Origin of the sequence: Candidatus Erwinia dacicola, assembly GCF_001756855.1 — a bacterium.
Lineage (GTDB): Bacteria > Pseudomonadota > Gammaproteobacteria > Enterobacterales > Enterobacteriaceae > Erwinia > Erwinia dacicola.
The window spans coordinates 1-2,826 of record NZ_MAYS01000266.1; the positions used below are offsets into that span (position 1 = coordinate 1).

Consider the following 2,826-nt stretch of genomic DNA (forward strand, 5'->3'; position numbering starts at 1 on the left):
GAAAAGTGCCCATGCTACCTTGACGGACTCAACCTTATCTGCTATGACCTTTGGGTCAATACTTCTGTCCAAACTCTCCCTAAGATCTGCCACTTTGTTCCTAGTATCTCGCAGGAAGATGGCCGGGTGTTTGCCGATACCTATGCGGCGTTGCTTACCCAACCATCTATATCGGTACTGAAAGTTGATAATGCCGCGAGGGGTGATCCCGACTCCCAGCCCGTCTGAATCAATTATTTCAGGTGTGCCGGAATATGCTTTACCATAATAGATGGAGCTTAGCTTTGTTTCGCTGATAGCCATAATCATATTTTGTACTCATCTAATTTTAGTTTTATGTACTCATTGTGTACTCGATGTGCCATTTACTACCTGATACATCAACAAGCACTGTTGTAGAATCAGTAGAATAAACGATTTAATAGTATTTTTATCACTAAAAACATAGAGATAGACAAAAAACCATGGACAACAAATTACAGTGAAAGACACGTCGATACAGCCAACTTTTCTCTTCCACGATTACGAAACCTTCGGTAAAAGTCCGTCGCTGGACCGCCCTGCTCAGTTTGCCGGCATCCGTACCGATATGGACTTCAACATCATCGGGGAGCCGGAGGTGTTTTACTGCCAGCCTGCGGATGGCTATCTGCCGCAGCCGGAAGCGGTGATGATTACCGGGATTACCCCGCAGATTGCCCGTGCCCGTGGGGTGCCGGAAGTGGAGTTCACCCGCCGCATTCATCAGCTGTTCAGCGAACCGAATACCTGCATAGTGGGTTATAACAACGTGCGTTTTGACGACGAAGTCAGCCGTAACCTGTTTTATCGCAACTTTTACGACCCCTACGCGTGGAGCTGGCAGCACGGTAACAGCCGCTGGGATCTACTGGACGTGATGCGCGCCTGCTACGCCCTACGCCCGGACGGAATTGAGTGGCCAGAAAATGATGATGGCTTCCCCAGCTTCTGCCTAGAGCACCTGACCAAAGCCAACGACGTGACACATGACAATGCTCACGATGCGATGTCAGATGTTTACGCCACCATTGCCATTGCCAAGCTGGTTAAAAAGAAGCAGCCGCGTCTGTATGACTTCCTGTTCAGCCACCGCAACAAGCAGAAGATCGCCGCGCTGGTCGATATTCCGCAGATGAAATCGCTGGTGCATATTTCGGGCATGTTTGGCGCAGCGCGGGGCAATACCAGCTGGATCGCCCCGCTTGCCTGGCACCCGGAAAACCGTAATGCGCTGATTACCTGCGATCTCGGCGGTGATATGTCGCCGCTGCTGGAGCTGGACGCCGCTGCGCTGCGCGAACGCCTGTATACCCGCAGCGACGAGCTGGGGGATGCGTCCCCGGTACCGCTCAAGCTGGTGCATATCAATAAATGCCCGGTGGTTGCCCCGGCGAACACGCTGCGCCTGGAAGATGCGCAGCGCATTGGCATTGACCGCCAGCGCTGCTTAGATAATCTCGCCCTGCTGCGTCAGCATCCTGAGGTACGCGAAAAAGTAGTGGCGCTGTTTGCAGAAGCCGAACCCTTTACCCCTTCGGAAGATGTCGATGCGCAGATCTATAACGGCTTCTTCAGCGATGCCGATCGCAACGCGATGAATATTATTCGTCAGACTGCCGCGGAAAATCTGCCGGCGCTGGATCTGAGCTTTAACGATGCGCGTATAGAGAAGCTGCTGTTCCGTTACCGCGCGCGCAACTTCTTCGGCACGCTGGATGACGCCGAGCAGAAGCGCTGGCTACAGCACTGCCGTGAGATGCTTAATCCTGAGCGGGTGCAAAGCTATGTGCAGGAGCTGAAGATGCTGTTTAATCAGTACGAAGGGGAACAGGAGAAGCTGGATCAGCTGAAGGCGTTGTTTGAGTATGCGCGGGATTGTGTAATTAAATCCGGTAAACCCCCGGCTTTGCCGGGGGACTCCGAAAGGTTTGACCTTTAAGTCAGTCGCGCGAATCTGAAATCTCCGCCAAAGAGATGAGGATTCGTGATGAAAGACTACCAGAGCTTAAGCCATACGAAATGGGACTGTAAATATCACGTGGTTTATATCCCCAAACGCTGGAAGCAGCGGTTATATGGTGCGCTCGGCATGAATTGGGCAAGATATTCCATGAGCTTGCGAACCAGAAAGGCTGTCAGATTTTGGAGGGGTATTTGATGCGCGATCATGTCCACATGTGCATCAGCATTCCGCCAAAGTACGCGGTATCAACAGTCGTCGGCTATCTGAAGGGGAAAAGCGTGATGGCGATAGCCCGGCACTTTGGCAGAGGTAAGAATTTCACCGGAGAAGTTTTCTGGGCGCGTGGCTATTTCGTTTCAACCGTTGGTCTGGATGAGGCCATGGTCAGGACTTACATACGCAACTAGGAACGAGAAGACGAACGATACGATTAGATGAAACTGAACGTATAGCAGCTGCCCCGGGCGGCTCATGGTTTGTCAGCGCCTTTGAGACGCTCACCCTAAAGCCTCCGGCTCTGCCGGAGGATACTTAACTGCCTGATTTTGATATGTTCAATTCAACATCAAAAACAGGTTAAATTATGGACGTAAAACAGTTACAGGCTCTGGCTAATGAACTAGCCAAAAATCTCAAAACCCCAGAGGATCTCAATCAGTTCGATCGGCTGCTAAAAAAGTTAGTGTGAAAGCCGCCCTCAATGCCGAAATGACTCACCATCTCGGGTACGATAAAAACCAGCCCAAAACCAGTAGCAATGCCCGTAATGGTTATGGCACTGTTGCAAAGATATTGATGAGTTAGCCTTTCGTGTTATTGAAAGGTCTTATCTTTCAAAGACT

Annotated in this window: 2 protein-coding genes and 2 pseudogenes; 3 read left to right on the top strand and 1 reads right to left on the bottom strand. The window is 50.9% G+C overall.

What is annotated here, in order from left to right; genetic code table 11:
* Window positions 1-303, bottom strand: a 303-nt coding sequence (locus tag BBW68_RS07920) for an Arm DNA-binding domain-containing protein (protein WP_148127599.1), incomplete at its 3' end; no start/stop codon positions are given.
* A 178-nt stretch (window positions 304-481) separates the two neighbouring features.
* Between BBW68_RS07920 and sbcB the strand changes: the two genes are divergently transcribed.
* The 3 genes and pseudogenes from sbcB to BBW68_RS07935 all read left to right on the top strand — a co-directional run.
* Window positions 482-1,960, top strand: coding sequence for an exodeoxyribonuclease I (sbcB, locus tag BBW68_RS07925; protein ID WP_070134747.1), 1,479 nt, complete (start codon window positions 482-484; stop codon window positions 1,958-1,960).
* Between the two features lie 48 nt (window positions 1,961-2,008).
* Window positions 2,009-2,391, top strand: a pseudogene (tnpA, locus tag BBW68_RS07930) (IS200/IS605 family transposase).
* Window positions 2,392-2,567: 176 nt separating this feature from the next.
* Window positions 2,568-2,764: pseudogene (locus tag BBW68_RS07935) on the top strand (hypothetical protein); the annotation flags it as partial.
* Between the last annotated feature and the right edge of the window lie 62 nt (window positions 2,765-2,826).